General features: G+C 64.1%; 23 protein-coding genes. 13 read left to right on the top strand and 10 right to left on the bottom strand.

Annotation, left to right across the window (positions count from 1 at the left end):
- Positions 1 to 102: 102 nt before the first annotated feature.
- Complete coding sequence (locus NN5_RS14905) at positions 103 to 1,386, bottom strand: dolichyl-phosphate-mannose--protein mannosyltransferase (protein ID WP_067734887.1); 1,284 nt, start codon at positions 1,384 to 1,386, stop codon at positions 103 to 105.
- 107 nt (positions 1,387 to 1,493) lie between these two features.
- Here NN5_RS14905 and NN5_RS14910 point away from each other — a divergent pair, with 107 nt between their 5' ends.
- The 3 genes from NN5_RS14910 to apaG all read left to right on the top strand — a co-directional run bounded on the left by NN5_RS14910 (position 1,494) and on the right by apaG (position 4,532).
- A complete protein-coding gene (locus NN5_RS14910) occupies positions 1,494 to 2,702 on the top strand; it encodes a trans-sulfuration enzyme family protein (RefSeq protein WP_067734888.1) in 1,209 nt (402 codons plus the stop codon).
- A gap of 32 nt (positions 2,703 to 2,734) precedes the next feature.
- Positions 2,735 to 4,054 carry a PAS domain-containing HWE histidine kinase family protein gene (locus NN5_RS14915; RefSeq protein WP_281190434.1) on the top strand — a complete coding sequence of 440 codons (1,320 nt, stop codon included), beginning with the start codon at positions 2,735 to 2,737 and terminating at the stop codon, positions 4,052 to 4,054.
- A 79-nt stretch (positions 4,055 to 4,133) separates the two neighbouring features.
- On the top strand, positions 4,134 to 4,532 hold the full coding sequence (gene apaG / locus NN5_RS14920; protein WP_067734890.1) for a Co2+/Mg2+ efflux facilitator ApaG/CorD: 399 nt from the start codon (positions 4,134 to 4,136) through the stop codon (positions 4,530 to 4,532).
- 6 nt (positions 4,533 to 4,538) lie between these two features.
- Here the strand turns inward: apaG and NN5_RS14925 are convergent, their stop codons facing one another.
- Entirely contained in the window at positions 4,539 to 6,041 is a 1,503-nt protein-coding gene (locus NN5_RS14925) for a globin-coupled sensor protein (protein ID WP_067734891.1), read from the bottom strand.
- 188 nt (positions 6,042 to 6,229) lie between these two features.
- On the opposite strand from NN5_RS14925, the gene NN5_RS14930 reads away from it, so the two are divergent.
- Complete coding sequence (locus NN5_RS14930) at positions 6,230 to 7,045, top strand: LysR family transcriptional regulator (protein ID WP_067734892.1); 816 nt, start codon at positions 6,230 to 6,232, stop codon at positions 7,043 to 7,045.
- 12 nt (positions 7,046 to 7,057) lie between these two features.
- Here the strand turns inward: NN5_RS14930 and NN5_RS14935 are convergent, their stop codons facing one another.
- Together NN5_RS14935 and htpX are read right to left on the bottom strand one after the other, a co-directional pair.
- The gene (locus NN5_RS14935; RefSeq protein WP_067734893.1) at positions 7,058 to 7,444 is read right to left on the bottom strand and encodes a VOC family protein; all 387 of its coding nucleotides are present in this window, start codon (positions 7,442 to 7,444) and stop codon (positions 7,058 to 7,060) included.
- A 130-nt stretch (positions 7,445 to 7,574) separates the two neighbouring features.
- Positions 7,575 to 8,486 (bottom strand): zinc metalloprotease HtpX, encoded by a 912-nt coding sequence (htpX, locus tag NN5_RS14940; RefSeq protein ID WP_174523903.1) that lies wholly within the window; start codon positions 8,484 to 8,486, stop codon positions 7,575 to 7,577.
- 184 nt (positions 8,487 to 8,670) lie between these two features.
- Here htpX and NN5_RS14945 point away from each other — a divergent pair, with 184 nt between their 5' ends.
- Entirely contained in the window at positions 8,671 to 9,651 is a 981-nt protein-coding gene (locus NN5_RS14945; RefSeq protein ID WP_067734894.1) for an NAD(P)H-dependent flavin oxidoreductase, read from the top strand.
- A 278-nt stretch (positions 9,652 to 9,929) separates the two neighbouring features.
- Positions 9,930 to 10,712, top strand: coding sequence for an enoyl-CoA hydratase-related protein (locus tag NN5_RS14950; protein WP_067734895.1), 783 nt, complete (start codon positions 9,930 to 9,932; stop codon positions 10,710 to 10,712).
- A gap of 68 nt (positions 10,713 to 10,780) precedes the next feature.
- Here NN5_RS14950 and NN5_RS14955 read toward each other — a convergent pair whose 3' ends face one another.
- Positions 10,781 to 10,987: a cold-shock protein gene (locus NN5_RS14955; protein ID WP_067734896.1), complete on the bottom strand. Its 207-nt coding sequence runs from the start codon at positions 10,985 to 10,987 to the stop codon at positions 10,781 to 10,783.
- Positions 10,988 to 11,531: 544 nt separating this feature from the next.
- Between NN5_RS14955 and NN5_RS14960 the strand changes: the two genes are divergently transcribed.
- On the top strand, positions 11,532 to 12,206 hold the full coding sequence (locus NN5_RS14960; RefSeq protein WP_067734897.1) for a spermine/spermidine synthase domain-containing protein: 675 nt from the start codon (positions 11,532 to 11,534) through the stop codon (positions 12,204 to 12,206).
- Positions 12,207 to 12,219: 13 nt separating this feature from the next.
- Here the strand turns inward: NN5_RS14960 and NN5_RS14965 are convergent, their stop codons facing one another.
- Entirely contained in the window at positions 12,220 to 13,263 is a 1,044-nt protein-coding gene (locus NN5_RS14965) for a LacI family DNA-binding transcriptional regulator (RefSeq protein ID WP_245656512.1), read from the bottom strand.
- A gap of 300 nt (positions 13,264 to 13,563) precedes the next feature.
- Between NN5_RS14965 and NN5_RS14970 the strand changes: the two genes are divergently transcribed.
- Positions 13,564 to 14,751 (top strand): acyltransferase family protein, encoded by a 1,188-nt coding sequence (locus NN5_RS14970; RefSeq protein ID WP_067734898.1) that lies wholly within the window; start codon positions 13,564 to 13,566, stop codon positions 14,749 to 14,751.
- Between the two features lie 68 nt (positions 14,752 to 14,819).
- On the opposite strand, the gene NN5_RS14975 is transcribed toward NN5_RS14970, so the two are convergent.
- From NN5_RS14975 to NN5_RS14990, 4 genes are all read right to left on the bottom strand, one after another.
- Positions 14,820 to 15,017 carry a hypothetical protein gene (locus tag NN5_RS14975; RefSeq protein ID WP_157081156.1) on the bottom strand — a complete coding sequence of 66 codons (198 nt, stop codon included), beginning with the start codon at positions 15,015 to 15,017 and terminating at the stop codon, positions 14,820 to 14,822.
- Between the two features lie 217 nt (positions 15,018 to 15,234).
- A complete protein-coding gene (locus tag NN5_RS14980; protein WP_067734900.1) occupies positions 15,235 to 16,023 on the bottom strand; it encodes an alpha/beta fold hydrolase in 789 nt (262 codons plus the stop codon).
- Positions 16,024 to 16,062: 39 nt separating this feature from the next.
- Complete coding sequence (locus tag NN5_RS14985) at positions 16,063 to 16,554, bottom strand: flavin reductase family protein (RefSeq protein WP_067734901.1); 492 nt, start codon at positions 16,552 to 16,554, stop codon at positions 16,063 to 16,065.
- 37 nt (positions 16,555 to 16,591) lie between these two features.
- Positions 16,592 to 17,491 (bottom strand): LysR family transcriptional regulator, encoded by a 900-nt coding sequence (locus tag NN5_RS14990; RefSeq protein ID WP_067734902.1) that lies wholly within the window; start codon positions 17,489 to 17,491, stop codon positions 16,592 to 16,594.
- A gap of 121 nt (positions 17,492 to 17,612) precedes the next feature.
- Between NN5_RS14990 and NN5_RS14995 the strand changes: the two genes are divergently transcribed.
- From NN5_RS14995 to mmsB, 5 genes are all read left to right on the top strand, one after another.
- A complete protein-coding gene (locus NN5_RS14995; RefSeq protein WP_067734903.1) occupies positions 17,613 to 19,109 on the top strand; it encodes a CoA-acylating methylmalonate-semialdehyde dehydrogenase in 1,497 nt (498 codons plus the stop codon).
- Positions 19,110 to 19,191: 82 nt separating this feature from the next.
- Positions 19,192 to 20,334 carry an acyl-CoA dehydrogenase family protein gene (locus NN5_RS15000; RefSeq protein ID WP_067734904.1) on the top strand — a complete coding sequence of 381 codons (1,143 nt, stop codon included), beginning with the start codon at positions 19,192 to 19,194 and terminating at the stop codon, positions 20,332 to 20,334.
- The gene (locus tag NN5_RS15005; protein ID WP_067734905.1) at positions 20,334 to 21,377 is read left to right on the top strand and encodes an enoyl-CoA hydratase/isomerase family protein; all 1,044 of its coding nucleotides are present in this window, start codon (positions 20,334 to 20,336) and stop codon (positions 21,375 to 21,377) included. The genes NN5_RS15000 and NN5_RS15005 overlap by 1 nt, the downstream gene beginning before the upstream one ends.
- A complete protein-coding gene (locus NN5_RS15010) occupies positions 21,374 to 22,156 on the top strand; it encodes an enoyl-CoA hydratase-related protein (protein ID WP_067734906.1) in 783 nt (260 codons plus the stop codon). The genes NN5_RS15005 and NN5_RS15010 overlap by 4 nt, the downstream gene beginning before the upstream one ends.
- A 168-nt stretch (positions 22,157 to 22,324) precedes the next feature.
- Complete coding sequence (mmsB, locus tag NN5_RS15015; protein WP_067734907.1) at positions 22,325 to 23,194, top strand: 3-hydroxyisobutyrate dehydrogenase; 870 nt, start codon at positions 22,325 to 22,327, stop codon at positions 23,192 to 23,194.
- The last annotated feature ends 21 nt before the right edge of the window (positions 23,195 to 23,215 follow it).

The following is a 23,215-nucleotide window of genomic DNA, read 5'->3' on the forward strand; positions in this document are numbered from 1 at the left end:
CGGGGTGGTGCAGCGGCGAGGCGCGACACTTGCGTATCGTCACCACCCCCAACCCCCTTCTCTGAAGAGGAGGGGGCTTTCAACCACCGTCCAGCGGGCTCCCTAACGCCAGGTCGGCAGCCACATCCACAAGTTGTAGGCATCCTTGTACGGCAACGGCGCGCCCGAGATGATCGGGTAGAATACCGCGAACATCAGCAGCGAGAGCACCATCGATCCGGTCGCCACCATGCGCCAGCGGTCGCGGCGCTGCCACAGCGCGTCGAGCCACAGACCCATCAGTCCCATCAGGAATGCGCCGGACAGCAGGTAGTGATAGTAGAACTGCACCGGCTTGCCGTTGAGCGCCCACATGGCAAGGCACACGGCATAGAGCACGATCAGCGCCAGCGCATCATAGCGATGGCGGAACAGCATGGCCCACAGGCCCCACAGCAGTGCTGCCAGCCCGGCGAGCATCGAGAACGGATTGCCGATCATAACGATCCCGCGCTGGGCGCCGTCGATGTCCTTGAACAAGTACCAGATCACCCGCCAGTTCACGACCCACTGATACCACAGGCTCTGGTAGGGGTGCGGCTTCCTGACGCTGTCTTGCAGCTTGATCATGTATTTGTGGTGGCCGATGAAATCGAGCGGGTTCACCGGACGGTCGGCGTAGAACATCGCGGGCAGGAACGTCAGCCAGTACACCGCGAGCGGGAACAGCCCCAGCCACAGAGTGGCTTCGGCCAGCGAAATGCCCTTGATCGGCCCGGCGCCCTTGCGGCCGATGAGGAAGATTCCGCGCTCGCGGATGCGCAGGATCAGGAAGGCGAGGCCCGGCATCATCAGCGCCGGGGCACTGCTCCACTTGGCGCCGAGCGAGAGGCCAAGCGCGATGCCGCTCAGCACCAGGTGCATTCGTGCGATTCCGGTCGAACGGGCGCGCAGCGCCGCGGCGAATTGCCACAGGCCGGCCATGCACATCCCCGCTTCCATCATGTCGAGCATGGCGATGCGGCTCTGGATGAACCACATGCAGTTTGTAGCCAGCAGGGCCGTGGCCGCCACTGTCGCCGCGCGGCGACGGGAGAGGTGCCAGATCAGCCGCGAGAAGCCGAACAGGCCCAGCGTGCCGAACAGCACCGGGCCGAGGCGCCAGGCCAGCGGGCGGTCCCCCAGGAAATGGATGCAGGCCGCAATCACTTCCTTGCCGAACATCGGGTGTTCGCGGTTGGCGGGGATCAGGTCCAGCAGCTTGAGCGCAGCCGGGACGTAATGCACTTCATCGAAATAGTAGGCAGACGGGATTTCCACCCGCCACAGCGCCAGCATGAGGAAGAGCGCGGTGATGCCCAGGCACCAGCCGATCGGGTCTCGGGCTTTTCGGGGGGATAGCGGCATTGGTCGTGCGGGATAGCACGAACGCGGCTCTCCGCAAGAGCGCTTGAAGAGCGTCTGGCGCGGCTACCGCTTGCCTTGCATCCCGCGCGCTCCTAGAGGCCGGAACCATGAAACGCACGACCGGACAGGACCGCACCCAGACCCGCAACTGGCGCCCCGCCACCCGCGCAATCCGCGGGGGGACCTGGCGTTCGGAAATGGGCGAGACGAGCGAAGCGCTCTTCCTCACCTCGGGCTATTGCTACGACGATGCCGCCACGGTCGCGGCACGTTTCTCTGGCGAGCAGGACGGCATGACCTACTCGCGCCTGCAGAACCCGACCGTGGCGATGCTGGAAGAGCGGATCGCGCTGCTCGAAGGCGCCGAGGCGTGCCGCACGCAGGCTTCGGGCATGGCGGCGATGACGGCGGCGCTGCTGTGTCAGCTTTCGGCGGGCGATCACATGGTTTCGGCCCGCGCCGCGTTCGGATCGTGCCGCTGGCTGGGCGACAGCCTGCTGCCGCGCTTCGGCATCGATGTGACGGTGGTCGATGCGCGCGACACCGCTGCGTGGGAAGCGGCGATCCGCCCCAACACTAAGGTCTTCTTCTTCGAGACCCCGGCCAACCCGACGATGGACGTGGCCGATCTCGAAGCCATTGCGCAAATCGCGAAAGCCCACGGCATCACCACCGTGGTCGACAATGCCTTCTGCTCGCCCGCGCTGCAGCGGCCGATGGAATTCGGCATCGATGTCGTCGCCTATTCGGCTACCAAGCTGATGGACGGGCAGGGCCGCGTGCTGGCCGGCGCCGTGTGCGGCAGCGAGGAATTCATCAACGACAAGCTGCTGCCGTTCCAGCGCAACACGGGTCCGAACCTCTCGCCGTTCAACGCCTGGGTCGTGCTCAAGGGGCTGGAGACGCTCGACCTGCGCGCCAAGAAGCAGAGCGAGAATGCTCTCAAGGTCGGTCAGTTCCTCGAAGGCCGCGTGCCGGTGATCCTGCATCCCTGGCTCGCCAGCCACCCGCAGCAGACGCTGGCGCAAAAGCAGATGGATGCCTGCGGTCCGATTTTCAGCTTCGTGCTCGACGGTGGTCGCGCGCAGGCCCATGCCTTGCTCGATGCGCTTCAACTCATCGATATTTCGAACAACATCGGCGACTCGCGTTCGCTGATGTGCCATCCTGCCTCCACGACGCACCACAACATGGGGCCGGAGGGCCGCGAAGCGATGGGAATCGGGGAAGGCATGCTGCGCATCAACGTCGGTCTCGAAGATGCCGATGATCTGATCGAGGATCTTGATCAGGCCCTGACCAAGGCGGGCCTCTGAACGCGGCCGATCCCGGCGCAGATCCCGCGGCGCTGCTCGCCGCAATCGTCGAATCGAGCGACGATGCGATTGTCGGCAAGACGCTCGACGGCCGCATCCTGAGCTGGAACGCAGCGGCCGAACGTATCTTCGGCTGGCCTGCCGGCGAAATCATCGGCCGCAATGTGCGCACGCTGATCCCGGCGGACCGCCAGGACGAGGAAGATGCTATCATCGCCAGCATCAGCCGCGGCGAGCGCATGCCCTCGTTCGAGACGGTCCGCCAGCGCAAGGACGGCAGTCTGGTCAATGTCGCGGTCACCGTCTCGCCGGTGCGCGATGCCGAGGGCAGGGTGGTCGCCGCAAGCAAGATCGCGCGCGACATGTCCGAGAGCATCAGCATCCAGAACCGGCTTGCGCTCAGCGAGGAGCGTTTCCGCCTGCTGGCCGACAACATGAGCCAGCTTGCCTGGATTGCCGACAAGGACGGCTGGATCTTCTGGTACAACCAGCGCTGGTTCGACTACACCGGCACGACGCTGGATCAGATGGAAGGCTGGGGCTGGCGGGCGGTCCACCATCCCGACCATGCCGACCGGGTGGTCGAAAAGATCAGCCAGCATTTTGCGTCGGGTGAAGACTGGGAAGATACTTTCCCGCTACGCAGTGCCGAGGGAGAATGGCGCTGGTTTCTCTCGCGCGCGAAGCCGATCCGCGACGATAAGGGGGGCGTGATCTGCTGGTTCGGCACCAATACCGACGTGACCGAAATGCGCGAGGCGGAGGCGCAGATCGAGCTGCTGCTGCAGGAAGTGAACCATCGCAGCAAGAACATGCTGGCAGTGGTGCAATCGCTGGCGCGCCGTTCCGACGTGGACCGGCCCGATTTCATCGAACGGCTCGAACAGCGCATACGCGGGCTCGCCGCGAATCAGGACGTGCTGGTCCGCCGCGCGTGGTCGCGCATTCCCGTGCGGGAGATGGTGGAGGCGCAGTTGCGCTCGCTGGGCGAGGCGCAGGCGCAGATCACGTGCGAGGGCCCCGAGGTGAAGCTTTCCCCCAGTGCGGCGGAAGCTCTGGCCATGGCGTTCCACGAGATGGGGACCAATGCCGTCAAGTACGGTGCGCTTTCGGTGCCAGAAGGGCTGGTCGCGATACGCTGGCGGCTGGAAGGAGAGGGCAAGGAGACCCGCTTCCGCATCGAATGGGTGGAAAGCGGCGGTCCGCCGGTCCGCGAGCCGGAGCGCAAGGGCTTCGGTTCGCGCATCATCGTCGATGTGCCGCGGGTCAAGCTCGATGCCGAAATCGTGATCGAATACGCACCCGAAGGATTTCGCTGGGTGCTGGAATGTGCCGGGCCTTCGGTCCTGTGAGGCTGCCGTGGCGACGCCTGCGATACAAGGGCGCAAAGCGGTTGTAGGTGCGCGGATTCGCCGTTAGTCTGGCCTCACCATGAAGGAACTGTTCCAGCATACCGCACTCACAGACGGCGTTACGGTCCGTGTCGCTGTCAATTTCCTGCCCGAGCAATCGCGTATCGAGGCGGGCAAGTGGTTCTGGGTCTATCACATCCGTATCGAGAACGACACGCCGCACACGATGCAGCTAATTTCCCGCCACTGGCGCATTACCGATGGGCATGGCGAAGTCAGCGTGGTCGATGGCGAAGGCGTGGTGGGCGAACAGCCGGTGCTGCGCCCCGGTGCCAGCCACGACTATGTCTCGGGTTGCCCCCTCTCGACGCCGCAGGGATCGATGGAAGGGTATTATACTTTCCGCCGCACGGATGGCGTCGAGTTCAAGGCGCTGATCCCGTTCTTCCCGCTCGCGGCCCCTGCCACTGCGGGCTGAGGGCGTTCAGGTCCCCCATTTCCGCATCGGTTCGTTGCCATAGGCCTCATCGCCGCTGGCCGCGTTCTCGATCGTCTCGCGATCATTGCGCTGGCGCATCCGGTTGCGCCGCTCCAGTTTGAACTGGCCGACAACCTCGCGCATGCTGGAGGCCTGTTCCGAAAGGCCGCGGGCGGCGGCGTTCGACTCTTCGACCATCGCGGCATTTTGCTGGGTGTTGAAATCGATCTGCTGCAGTTCGCCGCTGAGCGATTCCATGTTGCCGGATTGCTGCTGCGAATAGGTCGCGATTTCCGCCGCCTTGGTGGTCGTGTTTTGAAGTCCGTCGATGATCTGGTCCAGCGCGCCCCGCATCTGCTGGACGAGGCTGGCGCCTTCCTCGACGTCTGCATTCGAGCCGGTGATCAGGTTCTTGATGTTCTGGGCAGACTCGGCCGTGCGCTGGGCCAGCGCACGGACTTCGCCGGCGACGACGGCGAAGCCCTTGCCGGCGTCGCCCGCCCTTGCCGCTTCCACACCGGCGTTGAGGGCCAGGAGATTGGTCTGGAAGGCGATGCCGTCGATGACTTCGACGATCTGTGCGATCTCGGTCGCCGAACGCTGGATCTTCGACATGGCCGTCACCGTGGCATCCATGATCTTTCCGCCGTTGACCGTGTGGTCCGATACTTCGTGGACCGAACGGTCGACTTCCCTGGCGCTGGAAGCCGTCGTCGCGATGGCTGACGTCACGTCGCGCATGACCTCGGTGATGCGGGCAACCGTTGCAGCCTGTGTTTCGGTGCGCAGGGCAAGGTCGTTTGCGGCCTCGCTGATTTCCTGCGCGCCGACATTCACGTTGTCGGCGACATTGGTCATCTTGCTGACGAGGTGGCTGATCTGGTGCCGCATGTTGTGGAAGTCCACGGCCAGTTGCTGGTATGCAGGCGGGACGTCCTTGATCCCGGCGCGCAAATCGCCGTTGGCCACTTCATTGAGCGCCTTGCCCATCGATTCCAGAAGAACGCTGCGCTGCTCGCTTTCGGCCTCGAAATAACACGCGAGGGCGGCGTCCATGTCGAGCAGGGCTGCTTTCACCAGCGTTGATACGCTTTTCGCCCGCGAACGCGCACCCCATGGTGTGAAGGTCGGCGTCTTGAGCATCGACTCTATTAGGTTTTCCAGAACCAAGGCATAGCCGCTGATGTACAGGTCGGGCCCCAGGCCGACGCGTGCGTGGACTGCACCGATATTGCGTGACCTTTCGACCGCCTGGCTGTCGAAAGGTCCTGAGAACAAGGCCTGCCAGTGCTTCAACTGCGCATTGGCGGCGCCGGAGCGCTGCTCTTCCGTCGGCAGCAGTTTTGAAGTTTCAGGATTGGCGGCAATCTGCGTGTAGAGCTTGGCCAATGCGCGCGGCGCTAGCTTGGCGATGGCTCGCTTTATTCTGGGAAAGCTTTCATAATTTTCCGCGTCGAGAGGTGCCAGCGTATTCCTTTTTGAAGATTTGATTTGAATCAAATTTCGCATAAATTCCTCGCGACGTTTCCTGTACTATGCAGGACCGCAGGATATTTAGGCGAACACGGATAACTCTTGGTTAAACACGGGTAAGGGCGTGCCCTGTAAAAAGTGGCTGTCGTCCGACACGACCCGCGTTTCCCCCCTGCAACAGGAACTTCGTTGCCCTGCGCGTCCGTGCGGCATAGGGAAGCGGCATGAAGCGCACGCATTTGCCTCTCAACGCCCTGCGCGTGTTCGACGCGGCCGCGCGGCATCTTTCGTTCACGCGTGCGGCGGACGAACTGGCGGTGACGCCGGCCGCCGTCGGCCAGCAGATTCGCGCGCTGGAGGACCTGCTCGGCGTCGTCCTGTTCCGCCGCACCAGCAAGGGGCTGGAACTCACCGACGAGGCGGGCTCCGGCCTTGCCGCGCTGCGCACCGGATTCCTTCATTTCGAGGATGCGGTGCAGGCCATGCAGGCGGGTCAGTCCAGCCATGTCTATACCATCGCGGCCCCGCGCGAATTCTTCGCCGCTTGGCTGGCGCCGCGCCTTGCCGCGTTCCGCGCGGACAATCCGCAAGTCCGCTTCGTGCTGCTCGACGGCGAGATGACCGATTTCACCGAAGCCAATCTCGACATCGCGGTGCGCTGGACCGATGGTCCGGGCGATCTGGAAGGCGTGCCGCTGGGCGATCCGGACTGGGTCATGGTGGGCGAGGGCGGCTGGATCGGCTGGCCGGGTGACCCGGCGCCGGAAAGCGGCGAGGGCGCGCCTTCCGAAGACAGTGACGGGGAAGACGGCAAGCCGCCGGTCATGGTCGCCGATGCCGGGCAGGCGATTGCGGCGGCGCTGGCGGGGCTCGGGCAGGCACGCGTGCCGGCCCTCCTGACCACCGGGATGGCAGGTACGGAGGCCGTGAAGGCGATCGATGCGCCCTGCCGCCGGGGGTACTGGCTGGTCGCTCCGCTGCCGCAGTGGCGGCAGAAAAAGGTCAAGGCACTCGTCGCCGCGCTCACGGCCGGGACGTAACGCGGCCGGGCATCACTCCGGCTTGTGGCACACCGCTTCGATGTTGAGGCCATCCGGATCGAACACGAAGGCACCATAGTACGAGGGGTGATAGTGCGGGCGCAGGCCGGGGCCTCCGTTATCGCGCCCGCCCGCGTGCATGGCCGCTGCGTAGAAGGCATCGACTTCGGCCCGGCTTCCGGCGGTAAAGGCGATATGCACACCGGGGCCGCGCGGACCGTCGTTGCCGAGCCAGAAGAAGGGTTTGCCGTCCTTGCCGTATCCGATCCCGGCATAGCCGCCGGTCTCTTGCGCCGTGAGTTCCATGATGCGCGTCACGCCGAGCGGGGCCAGGGCCGCGTCGTAGAACCGGCAGGAAGCTGCGAAATCACTCGCGCCGATACCGATGTGATCCAACATGGGCGAATCTCCTTGCTGTCTATGGCCTCTACTATGCGCCCGATTTGACAGCTTGAGGCCCTCGGAAAGGACAGTCTCGCAAGGCGTGTTTTCGGGACCTTTTCCTGCGGCAAGCCGCAAGGCGGCGCCGTCAGGGCAAGCGGTTGGGATCGAGCGCAGAGCGTCTCGGCGCGGCCGCCGTGCGGGGCACGGAAACCACAGAAGGGGCTGTCGCCGCCGCGCCGCCGTCCATCGCCATCAGCGCGGCAATCCGCTTTTCCGTGGCGGGGTGGGTGGAGAACAGGTCCGAGACGTGAGAGGGCACGATGTAGAGCTGCGCCGTTGCCGGATTGCGCTCGACCGCCGGGTTGCGCAAGTGTGCTGCCGGGCCAGCGATCTTGGCCAGGGCCGAGGCCAGCGCGCGGGGATTGCCGCTGATTTCCGCCCCGGCCTTGTCCGCGCCGAATTCGCGGGTGCGGCTGATCGCCATCTGCACGATCATCGCTGCGAAGGGTGCCATGAACACGGCCGCGATGGCCGCCAGCGGGTTGGGGCGGTTGTCGCCATGGCCGCCGAAGAACAGGCCGAAGTTGGCGATCATCGAGATGGCGCCCGCGATCGTGGCCACCATTGTCATGATCAGCGTGTCGCGGTTGCGCACATGGCCCAGTTCATGCGCCATGACTCCGGCCACTTCCTCGCGGCTGAGCATGGAAAGCAGGCCTGTCGTGGCGGCAACCGCAGCATTTTCGGGATTGCGTCCGGTGGCGAAGGCATTGGGGGCCTGCGTGTCGATCAGATAGACGCGCGGCATCGACAGCCCGGCCTTGCGGGCAAGGCCTTCGACGATGCCATAGAATTCGGGGGCGCTGCGAGCATCGACTTCGCGCGCATTGTGCATACGCAGGACGATGCTGTCGGCGTTCCAGTAGGTGAACAGGTTCATGCCTGCCGCCACGATCAGCGCAATGCCCGCGCCGCCGGTGCCGCCGAACATATAGCCGAGCCCCATGAACAGCGCTGTCAGCGCCGCCAGCAGCATGGCTGTCTTGATACCGTTCACTTGCTTCTGTGCTCCATCTGTCCGTTTCGGAATAGTCTTGGGAATCTAGGATGGCGCGGCCGCGTTTCAACGGCCGTGCAGGGAGCATTGGCGTGCTTGGCAGGGGCGCGCGCAGCCGATAGACGCAGGCGGGCGCAATTCCGGCCCAGGGCCGTTTGCACGAGAATTCAGGGAGTAAAGAGGAATGGCATTCAAGACTCGCGTTACCGAGATGCTCGGCATCGAGCATCCGATCGTGCAGGGCGGTATGCAGGGCGTGGGCGTGGCCGAGTTGGCCAGTGCAGTTTCCAACGCGGGCGGCCTCGGCACGCTCACGGCGCTGACCCAGCCGAGCCCCGAGGCACTTCGCGAGGAAATCGAGCGCTGCCGGTCGATGACGGACAAGCCCTTTGCCGTGAACATTACGATTCTGCCCACGATCCAGCCGCCCGACTACAAGGGCTATGCCCAGGCCGCGATCGACGGCGGGGTCAGGATCATCGAGACCGCCGGCAGCCAGCAGGTGCGCGAGATCTGGGAAATGGTGAAGCCGCACGGAATCAAGATCCTGCACAAGTGCACGGCCGTGCGCCACGCGCTTTCGGCCGAGCGTCATGGTTGCGACATCATTTCGATCGACGGTTTCGAATGCGCCGGCCACCCGGGCGAGGACGATATTCCGGGCCTGATCCTGATCCCCTCTGCCGCAGACAAGGTGAAGATCCCGATGCTGGCCTCCGGCGGTATCGGCGATGCGCGTGGCTTCGTCGCGGCGCTGGCGCTGGGCGCCGAAGGCATCAACATGGGCACTCGCTTCTGCGCCACCCGGGAAGCGCCGATCCACGACAATATCAAGCAGCTCTACGTGAACAACGACGAGCGCGGGACCAACCTGATCTTCCGCAAGTTCAGGAACACCGCGCGCGTGGGCAAGAACTCGGTTTCGGACAAGGTGGTCGAGATCTCGGCCCGCCCGGAAACGGAGTTCGAGGATATCCGTCCCTATGTTTCAGGCGCTCTGGGGCGTGAGATGCTCAAGAGCGGCGATGTCGATCAGGGCATTTTCTGGGCAGGCATGGTGCAGGGCCTGATCCACGATATCCCGACCTGCCGGGACCTGATCGAAGGGATAGTTGGCGGGGCAGAGGCCATCGTCAAGGAACGCCTCGGCCAGATGCTGGGCTGAGGACGGCGGTCCCGGAATTCGTCATTGCGGGCGGCAAACCGCCCGGTGCGGCTTGCGCCCGCTTCACGAAGCCCGCAATGACGGCGAATATCATGCGGCTCCTAGGGCCTGTGAGGATTTAGGCCATACGGCGCCGAGAATGGTGGATTTCGAGAACCGGTGCGCAGCGTACTTTATGGTACGTGAGCACCGGAAGCGCAGAAAGCCGCCGTTCGCAGGCTCGTATGACCTCAATCCCCACAGGCCCTGGAGCGGCAGGCCTGAACGGAGAGAATTGAATGGCTTACGAGCATATCCTCTACAGCGTCGAGGACGGTGTCGCGCGCATTTCGCTCAACGATCCCAAGACCATGAACGGCATCACCGAGCCGATGGGCCATGAAATGACCGATGCCCTGGACCGCGCCGCCCGCGAAGCGCGCGCCGTACTGCTGACGGGGGAAGGCAACGGGTTCTGTTCGGGGGCGAACCTGTCCGCCGCGCAGGACATGCTTGCCGATCCCATGCGCGATGTCGGCGGCCAGCTCGACCGCGCGTTCAATCCGGTGATCTTGGCGATCAAGCGCATGGAGCAACCCGTCATTACGGTGATCCGCGGCCCGGCCGCCGGTTACGGCGCGGGGCTCGCGGCAGCGGGCGACGTGGTGTTGATGGCCGACAACGCCTTTTTCTTCTGCGCCTTCTGCCATGTCGGCCTCGTGCCGGACGGCGGCGCGACGTATCTGCTGGCACAGGCCGTCGGCCGCGTGCGCGCAATGCAGATGATGCTGCTGGGCGAAAAGATCGACGCCAGGACTGCTCTCGACTGGGGCCTTGCAACGAAAGTGGTGCCCGAGGCGGAGCTCGATGCCGAAGCGATGAAGCTTGCCAGATCGCTTGCCGCCGGCCCCCGCGCGCTGGGCATGATCAAGCGCCTGGCCTGGGACGCGCTGGATTCGAGCCTCGAAACGGCGCTGCAGGCCGAAAGGAGCAGCCAGCGCATTGCCGGGCGGACCGAGGATTTCCTCGAAGGCGTGACCGCGTTCGTGGAGAAGCGCAAGCCGGCGTTCAAGGGGCGGTAACGGAAGCGAGGTCGTATTGGCGAAGGGGGGCGAAGCGCAGCCGGAGCGCGCTTCGGCCCATCTTGTGGTCAGGCAGACTGCAGGTTCACTGCCGAAGCCTTGCCGTTGCGGCCGACTTCGATCTCGTAGGAGAGGCGCTGGTCCTTTTCGAGCGTGAACATGCCGGCGTTCTGCACCGCCGAAATATGAACGAAGCTGTCTGGGCCACCGTCCTCGGGGGCGATGAAGCCGTAACCCTTGTCGGTGTTGAAGAATTTTACGGTGCCGATGGGCATGGGTGTTTCCTTTCCAGAAACAAGTGTGGCGGCCGCGAGATTGCGGACACCGGCCGTGCGTCAAATCATTAATTGAAAGGAAATCGCCGCAAGCGGGAAAGGCAGTGCAATTGCGCTGCCAGAGCCAAGATTGTCGAGACCAGTCGTATATCCGACGTCAACGGGATCGTTGGTAGCACGAAACCCGTCAGTGCGACAGCGTGAATAGGTGCAGTGGCGGTCTTTCCCGGCGGGGCAATCCACAGCCAATCGGCCGGCCATGCGAACAGTGCTTGAACCCCGGCGGGAAGGCGTCCATGGCGAAGGCATCGGGGCCTATCATTCCGTAGGCATGCCCCGGCTGAGAGACGCACCGTGCTCCCGCTTACAGCCCGGGGTGCGGATAATACGGGCAGAATCCTCCTCCAACTCTTCGAATTTGCGTGGTCTTCCAAAGCCTTGCCGGCTGCGGACGTCCTTCTGAAATCAAGCGCTTGCGCCTTTTTTGCCCAAGCTTGTCCGCCGGACGTCTGCCGGCACATGGCGCCTTGCGCCGGGAGTATTCATGATCGAGCGAGATGTGCTGGTGGGGGTTGGCCATGTGCCCGACGGCGTGGAACTGCGCCTGGTGCAGCACGGCGATGGTTTTACCATCCTGCTGGAAGACAACGAGCTGATGAGCACCGAGGCCAGTGCATCCGAAGAAGCGCTGGCGACCATGACTTGCGAGCGTCTGGGCAATCGCGAAGCGATCCAGATGCTGATCGGTGGCTATGGCATGGGCTTCACGCTGCGCGCCGCACTGGCGGCCTTGCGGGACGATGCCAGCGTCTGCGTCGCCGAGATCGTGCCGGAGATCATCGAATGGGCGCTCGGGCCGATGCGGCAGATTACTGCGGGATGCCTTGACGATCCGCGCGTCATGCTGGTCGATGAGGATGTCGCCACGCTGATCCGGGCGGCGCGCGATGGTTACGATGCCATCCTGCTCGATGTCGACAATGGCCCCGAAGGGCTGACACGCAGGCAGAACGACGGTCTCTATTCCGAGCGCGGCCTGCGCGAGGCGATGTGGGCGCTTCGGCCCGGGGGAATTCTGGCGGTCTGGTCCGCCTGGCCCGACCCGGCCTTTACGCAGCGGCTGGAAGAGGCCGGCTTCACGGTTTCCACTTCGGCACTCACGTCCCTGCCCAACGGCGAAGGATACGATCACGTGATCTGGTTCGCCCGCAAGCCCTGAAAGGGCTGGGCGGCTAGGACGGATTTGGCTGGGATAGGTTCGGCTGGGATGGATTCGGCTGAGGCGCGGTTCCGGCTGTCGCGGCAGGCATCACCGAATCCCGGATGATCAGTTCGGCTTCGAAACCGGCTGCTGCATCCGGCTGGGACAGGCCTTTCGCAATGCGGGCGACGGCTTCATGCGCCATGGCGATCCACGGCACGCTCATCGACGTCAGCGGCGGTAATGTCCGGGCGGCGAGGGGGGTATCGTCGAAACCGACAACCGAGAGGTCTGCCGGAACCGTTATCCCGGCCTGCGTCGCGGCGTGGAGCACGCCGTTCGCCATCTCGTCGTTGCAGGCGACCACCACTGTGGGGCGGGGGCTGACTTCCAGCAGCAGGCGTCCGGCGGAAATGCCGGATTCGAACGTGTTGTCTCCGGCGACGATTAGCGAGGGGCCGCGGTCCAGCCCGTGGTCGGCCATGGCGTCGAGATAGCCCAGTTCGCGCTGCTGGGCAGTCAGCGAGCTTTCCGGGCCACCGATGAAGCCGATGCGGTTGTGCCCGAGCCGGACCAGCCACGTGACCAGAGTGGCCATGGCGCTGCGATCGTCGCAGGCGAGCCCGTGATCGCCGCGCACCCGCCCGAGGCGGACGCACCGCACTTGCGCATTGGCGCAGATCTCGGCCAGATCCTCACGTTCGGACAGCGGCGGCAGCAGGACGACGCCGGTTGGGCGCAGCCGGTCGATGAAGGCGCGCAGGCGGACGGCAGCGTCGCGCGCGGCCATCGGCTGCAGCACGAGAGCGAGTTCGCTGCCTTCCAGCGCTTCGGTCATGCCCGCTTCGACCAGTTCGAACACGCCGCGGTCCGAATTGTCGTGGATCAGCGCAACGAGGAAATTGCGCTGAAGGGCCAGCGCCCGCGCCTGGGCATTGGGCACGAAGCCGGTATCGGCAATCACCGCTTCGATTTTCGCGCGGGTCTCTCCGCTCAGCAGGTCGGCATGGTTGAAGTAGCGGCTGACCGTTTTCTTCGAGACGCCGGCCATTTCGGCGATCTCGGTAATGGTCATACGCGAGGAGGGGACCTTCATCGGCAATCCTTCAAGGTCCGCACGTCGCGGGACCATGGGTGAAATCGAATGGGTCCTAAGGAAATGGGACCGGCCCGTAAGTCAAGGTTTCACACCCTACCGGGGTGCCAAAACCGCAAGCTTCGCAGGAAAGAGCGTGCAAAAGGGTTTCCCGCTCTGCCTTTTTGCGGGATTGCACCGTATCGGTGCTGATACAACCGCGTGATTGCAGAGCGGAGGCAACCCGCCTAAGGCGGCCTTCACTTCGGCCTCCAAAGCCGCCTTCGTACTTGGAAAGAGATGAAGCCCGCTCCGTCGCAACGTCATTACGGCATGGATTGGCTGCGCATCGGCGCGTTCGTGCTGCTGATCTTCTATCATGTCGGCTACAGTTTCACGCCCTGGGGCTATCAGACGCCGACACGCGGCGTCGTTAGCTGGGCCGAAATTCCGTTGCTGGGACTGAGCCCCTGGCGGCTGTCGCTGCTTTTTGCGATTTCCGGTTATGCCAGTGCCGCGCTGCTGGCCAAGGACAAGGGGAGCACTGGCGCGTTCTTCCGTAGCCGCCTTGCGCGGCTGGGCATCCCGCTGATCTTCGGCCTGATCGTGGTTGTGCCGCCGCAGCCCTACATGGGGCTGGTCAATTCCGGTTATGACCACGGCTATCTCTACTACCTGGTCCACGATGCTTTCAGCTTCCGCACGGTGAACCGGGAATACCTGCCGCGCACCATGCACTTGTGGTTCGTGATCTATCTGCTCGCTTATACCATGCTGCTGTGCGCGGTTCGCGCAGTGTTGCCGCAAGGAGCGCGGGATACGATCCGCCATGCGGCGGAAAAGCTGCTGTCCGGGCCGCTGCTGCTGCCGCTGGGGATCGCGCTGATCTACGGCGTGCGCGAGTACGTGCCCTACGGCTGGACCGACATTCACAGCCTGCTCGATGACCGGGCGGCGCATCTGCACTACTGCGGGATGTTCCTGTTCGGCTTTCTCCTGCGGCAGTCCGAGGTCCTGCGGCTGGCGATTGCCAGGCAGTGGAAGGTGGCCGCCGTTCTGGCCGTGGCGGGCTTTGTGTGGACAGCCGCGGATACCGCGATATTCCCCGGCAATGTGCCGACGCCGCCCGAATGGCGCGCGCCGCTATGCTTTTCGAAGTCGGTACAGAGCTGGAGCACGGTGATCGCGCTGTTCGGGATTGCGGACCGGTACTGGAACTATGACGCCAGTTGGCGCACGACGCTCGCTGAAGCCGTATTCCCCGTCTATATCGCGCATCAGACGGTCATGGTGCTGGTCATGTACCAGATCCGCGACTGGGGCATGACGGCCTTGCCGGAATTCCTGGTGCTGATCACGTCGGTGGCTGTCGGCTCCTGGCTGTTCTACCTGATCGGGCGCGAGATCGGGCCGCTGCGGCCGCTGATCGGCCTCAAGCGCCAGAGGCCGCAAAAGCGCGGCGTGCCGAAGGAACCGGCGCTGGCCTGACGCGCGAGGGCTGCCGGGAATGCTGCCGGAAGAGAGATCGCGCGGCGGTTGCAGCGGTCAGGGTGCTGTCACACCCCGGGCGCGGCGACTGTCTGCCGGAAAGGCTGCGTTGATGTGCTTGGCTGCTGGCTCTCGAGGAGGTCCAGCGCGGACTGGAGATGGACCGCGGGAAGACTGGCATGGGCTTCGTCGAGCAGGATGAGCGCCTGGAGCATGAGGGCTTCGGCTTTCAGCACGAGCGCCTGATTTCCGGGGGACATATCCATCTGCCATTCCATCTGCGAGAGTCGATGAATGCAGTATGACCGCCTTTCCTCTCGGGATAATTTCCTGTTTATGCTGACAATGTTTCGCCGTTCCCAGCCGCGAAGAACGGCGGCTTTCGGCGAACTGGAGGCATGATCGCTTCGCCCGCCCCCTAGGCCGGAGCGGCCGCCAGCCTTTTGCACGGCGGGCGTCACGCTTGAGCGTTGGGGCTCTTCGTCAACGGTCGAGGAAGTGCGTGATTTCCTGTGCGATGACCGCCGGGATTTCCAGATTGAGCAAGTGGCCCGCACCGGCATGGTCGATACGGGTCACATTCTGTCCGGCACTTTCGATCTGGTCGGCGATCAGGTGGAAATCGCGCATGTCGAGGGAACCGGACAGCAGCAGCGTGGGGGCGCCAAGGGCGGTCAGCCGGTCAGCGTCGGGCGCTTCGCGCCGCTGATCGTCCTGGATCCACTGCTGGCCGCGGAAGGCATCGATCGACGCGCGCAGCAGATTGGCGGCGTGGCTGTTGCGGACGGGTTCGAAGAAGGGGTGCTGCCACCACAGGTCGCGGGCTTTGTCCATGTCGCCCGCGCGGGCGGTGCGGCTCACCTGCTTCCACCGCTCGATCCATTCGTCCGACCACGGCCAGCCGGTCATGCCGGGGCTGATGAGCACCAGCCGGCGGACCCGGCCCGGATGATCGAGCGCGAGATGGAGCGCTATGGCGCCGCCCTGCGACAGGCCGCAGAGGTCCGCCTGCTCGATGCCAAGCCGGTCCAGAAGCGCAAGCAGATCGTCGCTATGGGAAAAGGCAATGCCCGGCGTTCCCGTGGAATCGCCGAAACCGCGCTGGTCGTAGGTGATGAGCGGCAGGCTTTGGGGCAGGGCTGCGACAAGCGGTTGCCAGTCATGCCTTGAACCGCCGAAGCCGTGGATCAGGACAAGCGGGATGCCTTGCCCGTCTCGCCGCTCGCCAACGAGGGCCGCGTTCTCCAGTTCCATGGGAAAAGGGATGGACATCACCGCCTCTCGGTAACGCCCGCCGCGAAGGCGGAGAGGTTACATGCGTTCGGCAAAACCGCCGTAGCGGCCGCGATGGAACAGCATCGGGTCGTCCTCGCGAACGGTTTCCATGCGCAGGACCTGGCCGAGGACGAACCAGTGGTCGCCCGCTTCGGTCACGGAATAGAGCTTGCATTCGATGCAGGCGATCGCATCGCGGATAATCGGCAGGTTATGGTCGGACACGACATATTCCACGCCGACGAACTTTTCGTCCCCCTTGGCGGAGACCGAGCGGCACACGTCCTGCTGGTCGCTGCCCATCACGTTCACGCAGAAGTGCCCGGCCTTTTCGATCAGCGGCCAGGATGAGGAAGACTTGTCCGGGAAGAACCCCACCAGCGGCGGGTCGAGCGAAACGGACGTGAACGAACCCACCACCATGCCGGCGGGCTTCTCCCCGTCGAGCGCGGTGATCACGCAGACCCCCGTGGGGTAGCTGCCGAGCACTTTGCGGAAAGCGGCCGGATCGATGGTTGTCTCACTCACGGGCTTCGCCTTCCTGTCCAATTGATTCTGTACCGTTTCAGGGCTTGAGCACTCCCTCCATTTTCGCGACGGTTTCGTCAAGCCACTGCCGGAATTGCTTGATCCGTGGAAGCTGGCGAATGTCCTGGTGAGTCACGAACCAGAAGGTCCGGCGGATGCGGTATTCCGGCAGGACGGGCACCAGCCGCGGGTCGGCATCGGCCATGAAGCAGGGCAGCACGCCCAGTCCGGCGCCGCTGGCCACCAGGCTGTGCTGTGCGGTGATGCTGGACGAGCGGATGTTGGGCTTGAGGCCGGCGTGCACCTCGTCGAGATACCCCAGTTCCGGGGCATAGAGCAGGTCCGGGACATAGCCGACCAGCACGTGCCCTTCGACAAGGCCCGCCCGGCTTCTGGGCAGGCCCTTCGCTTCAAGGTATTCACGGCTGCCGTAGAGCGCGAGCCCGTAGTCGGAGAGTTTGTGCGCCACCAGCGGGCCGGTGCGCGGACGCGACAGCATGATCGCGACATCAGCCTCGCGGCGGCTCGGGCTGAGGAAGCCGCTGCTCGCGATGAGGTCTATGGTCAGGTGCGGGTGCGCGGTGTGGAAGCGTGGAAGGTGCCGGGCCAGGAACCAGCAGCCGAAGCCTTCCGAGGTGCTTACCCGCAAAGTGCCGCTCAGGCCTTCGGTCGCGCGCGTGCGCTCGGATATCTGTCCCGCCGCGCTGGCCATCGCTTCGACCGAGGAGAGCAATGTCTCGCCCGCTTCGGTGAGTTCCTGGCCGGTTCGGGTCTGTTCGAAAAGCGTGGTCCCCAGCGCGGCTTCAAGGCGGCGCAGGCGGCGTCCGACAGTGGTGGGGTCGACATCGAGCAAGCGTCCTGCGCCTGCCAGTTGCCGTGCGCGGGCGATGGCCAGAAAGGCCTGGTAGTCGCTCCAGTCAATGGAAGGGATCGTCATGGCGGAATGGGCTTCTCTAACCTGCAATTATGCAGTTGATGATGGCAAATTTTCAGCTTGCCTGCAAATCCAGCCCGGACCAACTGTCCTTCCGGAAATAATTGACGAAAGGACGAGAGGAATGCGGTTGATTGACCATTTCGTGGTCGGTGGAAGCGGCAGTGCGCCGGCCCGGCTTGGCGATATCTTCGATCCCAATCGTGGTGAAGTGCAGGCCCGGGTCGCGCTGGGCGATCAGGCCGTGCTCGATCGTGCCGTCGCCGCCGCGCAGGCCGCGCAGCCCGGATGGGCCGCCATGAACCCGCAGCGCCGCGCCCGCGTACTGTTCCGTTTCAAGGAACTTGTCGAACAGAACATGGATGCGCTCGCGCATCTGCTGTCCAGCGAGCACGGCAAGGTGGTCGCCGACGCCAGGGGCGACATCCAGAGAGGCCTCGACGTCGTGGAATTCGCCTGTGGCATTCCGCATGTCCTGAAGGGGGAGTACACGCAGGGCGCCGGGCCGGGCATCGATATCTACTCGATGCGTCAGCCGCTCGGCATCGGCGCGGGCATCACGCCGTTCAATTTCCCGGCGATGATCCCGATGTGGATGTTCGCCGTGGCGGTTGCTGTCGGCAATGCCTTCATCATCAAGCCGTCCGAGCGCGATCCTTCCGTCCCCGTGCGCCTTGCCGAGCTGTTCCTTGAGGCTGGTGCGCCCGAAGGCGTGTTGCAGGTCGTCCATGGCGACAAGGAAATGGTCGATGCGATCCTCGATCACCCGGCGATCGGGGCGGTCAGTTTCGTCGGTTCGTCCGACATCGCCCACTATGTCTACAGCCGCGGGGTCGCCGCCGGAAAGCGCGTGCAGGCCATGGGCGGCGCCAAGAACCACGGCATCGTCATGCCCGATGCCGATCTGGATCAGGTGGTGAACGACTTGTGCGGTGCAGCCTTCGGGTCCGCCGGTGAACGCTGCATGGCGCTCCCGGTTGTCGTGCCCGTGGGGGAGGAGACGGCCGAGCGCCTGCGCGAAAAGCTGATCCCCGCAATCGAAGCGCTGCGCGTGGGCATCTCCACGGATGCCGAGGCCCATTACGGCCCGGTGGTCACGGCGCAGCACAAGGCCAAAGTCGAAGGCTGGATCGCCAAGTGTGCCGAGGAAGGCGGCGAACTGGTCGTCGATGGCCGGGGTTTCACGCTGCAGGGACATGAGAACGGTTATTTCGTGGGCCCCACGCTGATCGACCATGTGACGCCGCAGATGGAAAGCTATCACAACGAAATCTTCGGTCCGGTGTTGCAGATCGTGCGCGCGAAGGATTTCGAGGAGGCCGTGTCGCTGCCCTCGAAGCATCAGTATGGCAACGGCGTTGCCATTTTTACCCGCAACGGCCATGCCGCGCGCGAGTTCGCGCAGCGCGTGAACGTGGGGATGGTGGGCATCAATGTGCCGATTCCGGTGCCGGTGGCCTATCACACGTTCGGCGGTTGGAAGCGCTCGGCTTTCGGTGATACCAACCAGCACGGCATGGAAGGAGTGCGCTTCTGGACGAAGATCAAGACCGTGACCCAGCGCTGGCCGGACGGCGGTGGCGACGGATCGAACGCTTTCGTCATTCCGACGATGGCGTGAGACCGGTGCGGGAAGCAGGGCCGGTGCCGTTTGCCCGGCACTGGCCGGCCCTGGAGGGCCGGATGCAGGAACAGGGACCAGAATGACCGAGCAGTTTGGACTGACCGAAGATCAGATCGCGATCCAGGAGACCGCGCGCAAGTTCACCGCCGACAGGATCACGCCTTTCGCGGCCGAGTGGGACGAGCAGCACCACTATCCCGTCGATGTGTGGAAGGCGGCAGGCGAACTGGGGTTCGGGGCGATCTACGTTTCCGAGGAAAACGGCGGCATCGGTCTCGGCCGCCTCGATGCAGCGCTGATCATGGAGGCCATGAGCTACGGCTGCCCTTCGACCAGCGCCTATATCTCGATCCACAACATGGTCGCCTGGATGATCGACACGTTTGCCGATCAGCAGCTCAAGGACCGCTATCTTCCCGACCTCTGCACGATGGAGAAGATCGGCTCCTATTGCCTGACCGAGCCCGGTTCGGGCTCGGACGCGGCGGCGCTCAAGACTACGGCCCGGCTGGACGGCGATCACTACGTGCTGAACGGCACCAAGCAGTTCATCTCGGGCGGCGGCTATAATGATGTCTATGTCGTCATGGCCCGCACCGGTGAGCACAAGTCGCGCGGCGTTTCGGCTTTCGTGGTCGAAAAGGGCACGCCGGGCCTCAGCTTCGGGGCGCCGGAAAGGAAGCTGGGCTGGAACAGCTCGCCCACCGCGCAAGTGATCTTCGAGGATTGCCGCGTGCCGGTCGAGAACCGCGTCGGCGCCGAGGGCGATGGCTTCAAGTTCGCGATGGCGGGCCTTGATGGCGGCCGTCTCAACATCGGGGCCTGTTCGCTGGGCGGCGCGCAACGCTGCCTCGACGAGGCGATCCAGTACGTGAAGGACCGCAGGCAGTTCGATCAGCCGATCGCCGAGTTCCAGAACACCCAGTTCCGTCTCGCCGACATGGCCGCCGAACTGGAGGCGGCCCGGGCGCTGCTGTATCTCGCCGCCGCCAAGGTCACGGCAGGCGCGCCGGACAAGACCCGCTTCGCGGCCATGGCCAAGATGCTGGCGAGCGATACCGGCTCTTCGGTGGTCGATCGTGCATTGCAGATGTTCGGCGGCTACGGCTATCTCAAGGACTATCCGATCGAGCGCTTCTGGCGCGATCTGCGCGTCCATCGTATCCTCGAAGGCACCAACGAGGTGATGCGCATGATTATTGGCCGGGATCTGCTGAAATAATGACTGACGAATTGCTGATCCGGCGTGAGGGCATCGCGGGCATCATTTCGCTGAACCGCCCCAAGGCGATTCATGCCCTGACGCTGGGCATGTGCCGGGGCATGACGGAGATCCTCACCGCATGGGCCACCGATCCCGACGTGAAAGTCGTGATCCTTGACCATTCCGAGGGGCGCGGTTTCTGTTCGGGCGGGGATATCAACCTGCTGCGCCGGTCCGCGCTGGAGGATGGCGGCGTTTCGGGCCGGCAGTTCTTCTTCGACGAGTACCGTCTCAACCACCAGCTGTTCACGTATGAAAAGCCGGTGGTGGCTTTCATGGACGGCATCACCATGGGCGGCGGCGTCGGCATCTCGCAGCCGGCGAAGTACCGCGTGGCGACCGAGCATACCCGTTTCGCCATGCCGGAGACGGGCATTGGCCTGTTCCCGGACGTCGGCGGCGGCTGGTATCTCTCGCGGCTCGATGGCCGTGTGGGCCAGTTCCTCGCGCTTACCGGCGCGCGGCTGAAGGGCGAGGAATGCCTCTGGGCGGACCTTGCCACCCATTACCTGCCGAGCGAGGTGCTGGAAGAAGCCAAGAGGCGTATTGCCGCCGGGCATGAAATTGCGGGCGTGCTGGGCGCGTTGGCCGTGACCCCGCCCGAGCCGGAAATGGCCGGACATGCCGGGCAGATCCACAAGCATTTCGCTTTCGACACGCTCGAAGAGGTGCTGGCCTCGCTCGATGTGGACGACAGCGAATGGGCGGCCAGGGAACTGGCCTTGCTCAGCACCAAGAGCCCGCAGGCCTGCAAGGTCTCGCTGCGGCAACTCGCCGAATCTGCAAAGCTGGAAACTTTTGCCCAGAATATGGCGATGGAATACCGCATCGGCAGCCGCGTGCTGACGCTCCCCGATTTCGCCGAAGGCGTGCGCGCGGTCATCGTCGACAAGGACAATGCGCCGAAATGGAACCCCGCCACGCCCGAAGGCGTGACTGACGAGATGCTGGATGCGATCTTCGCGCCGCTACCCCCTGAGGAGGAATGGACACCCTTATGAGCTACGAAACGATTCTGGTCGAACAGAAGGGTGCCGTCACCCTGATTACGCTCAACCGCCCGCAGGCGCTCAATGCGCTGAATTCGCGGGTGCTGGCGGACCTGATCGATGCGTTCGGCAAGTTCGAGGCGGACTCGTCGCAGCTCTGCGCGGTGCTGACCGGCTCGGGGGACAAGGCCTTTGCCGCCGGCGCGGACATCAAGGAAATGTCCGACAAGCCGAGTGCGGAGTTCTATGCCGAAGACTTCTTTTCGGGTTACGCCAGCCAGATCGTCAAGGCCGTGCGCAAGCCATGGATCGCGGCCGTCAACGGCTTTGCCCTGGGTGGCGGCTGCGAACTGGCGATGATGGCGGACTTCATCATCGCTTCGGAAAACGCGAAGTTCGGCCAGCCCGAGATCAAGCTGGGCGTCGCGCCGGGCATGGGCGGCTCGCAGCGCCTGACCCGCGCGGTGGGCAAGTCCAAGGCCATGGACATGTGCCTTACCGGCCGCATGATGGATGCCGCCGAAGCCGAACGCTCCGGCCTCGTCAGCCGCGTTGTCCCGGCGGACAAGCTGATGGAAGAGGTGATGAAGGCCGCCGAAACGATCGCTGCGATGCCGCCGCTCGCCGCGATGATGAACAAGGAAATGGTCAACATCGCGTTCGAAACCACGCTTGATGCCGGGCTTCTCGTGGAACGCCGGATGTTCCAGGTGCTCACTGCCACCGAGGACAAGGCGGAAGGCATGAAGGCCTTCGTCGAGAAGCGTCCGGGCGTGTGGAAGGGCCGGTAAGCCGGAATAGAAAAACGTCGTCATCCCCGCGAAGGCGGCGATTCATTTTCAACGCTATCATATTGATGTGACGGCGGAAGATGGGTTCCCGCCTTCGCGGGAATGACGAGAATTTTGAAAAGATGATTTTCGAGCGCCGCTCAACGGGAGAGGCAAGGGAGAGAACACATGAAAATCGCCTTCATCGGCTTGGGCAACATGGGCGGCGGCATGGCCGCAAATCTCATCAAGGCTGGCCACGAGGTCCACGCTTTCGATCTTTCCGAAGATGCGCGCGCCCGGGCGAAGGAAAGTGGTTGCAAGACCTATTCCGCCATTTCCGATGCCGTGGCGGAGGTGGAGGCGGTCGTTACCATGCTGCCCAACGGTTCGATCGTGAAGGCGGTCTATACCGGCGACGTCATCGGCAAGGCCCCCAAGGGTGCGCTGTTCCTCGATTGCTCGACGATTGATGTCGCCACCGCGCGCGAAGTTGCCGGACTGGCTGAGGATGCGGGCTATACCATGGTCGATGCGCCTGTGTCGGGCGGGATCGCGGCGGCCAATGGCGGCACGCTGACGTTCATGGTCGGTGGCAGCGATGAGGCGTTCGAGAAGGCCAAACCCGTGCTCGAACCGATGGCCAAGGCGGTGATCCATGCCGGGGCGATCGGTGCGGGGCAAGTGGCCAAGATGTGTAACAACATGCTGCTGGCGATCCACATGATCGGCACTTGCGAGGCATTGGCGCTGGCGGAAAAGGCCGGGCTCGACCCGCAGACGTTTTACGACATCTCCTCCAGGTCGACCGGCTACTGCTGGTCGCTCAACGACTATACCCCGGCACCGGGGATCGGCGCGGCCAGCCCGGCGGACAACGATTATCAGGGCGGCTTTGCCTCTGCGCTGATGCTCAAGGACTTGCGGCTGGCCATGGCCGGGGCCAGTGATGCGGGCGCCACGGTCCCGCTTGGCGAACACGCGACGAAGATCTACGAGGCCTTCGTGGAAGCTGGCGGCGGTGGCAAGGACTTCGGCGCGATCTACACGACATTGTGAGGGCGGCCACGCTAGGGCCAA

This window comes from Novosphingobium naphthalenivorans NBRC 102051, from assembly GCF_001590985.1.
Taxonomy (GTDB): Bacteria; Pseudomonadota; Alphaproteobacteria; order Sphingomonadales; family Sphingomonadaceae; genus Novosphingobium; species Novosphingobium naphthalenivorans.